The organism is Vibrio sp. 10N.222.52.B7 (assembly GCF_041474275.1).
Lineage (GTDB): Bacteria > Pseudomonadota > Gammaproteobacteria > Enterobacterales > Vibrionaceae > Vibrio > Vibrio crassostreae_C.
In genome coordinates this window covers 1-344 of sequence record NZ_JBFRTU010000730.1, presented here as the reverse complement: position 1 = coordinate 344, position 344 = coordinate 1, and the positions used below count along the sequence as shown (strand labels likewise).

The 344-nt window shown below is 42.4% G+C and carries 1 protein-coding gene; it reads left to right on the top strand.

Annotated features, from left to right (window positions below; all coding sequences use genetic code 11):
• A partial coding sequence (locus tag AB4512_RS25025) for a cache domain-containing protein (protein WP_372176157.1) occupies nucleotides 1-344 on the top strand: 344 nt, incomplete at both ends.

Sequence of the window (344 nt, the reverse complement as noted above, 5' to 3'; positions counted from 1 at the left end):
TAAATCAAAACTTATCTCCATCGTCATTTTATCGGTTGTTCTATTGGTAATGGCGTCATCTTTCAACCTAATGCAACAACGTGAAAGCTCAATGCAAGAGCGCCAAGATAAACTCAGTGCTCAAGTCGAAACCGCGGTCAGCTTAGCGAGCTACTATTACAGCCAACGTAGCGTACTCGGTGAAGAAGTAGCAAAGAAACAAGCGCTGCAAGCAATTGAAACGCTTCGTTACGACACCACCAATTATTTCTGGATCTTAAACCAACAGCTCAACGTTGTTATCCATCCATTAAAACCTGAACTCAATGGCAAGAACGCAGGTAACTTTAAAGATGGTGCAGGTA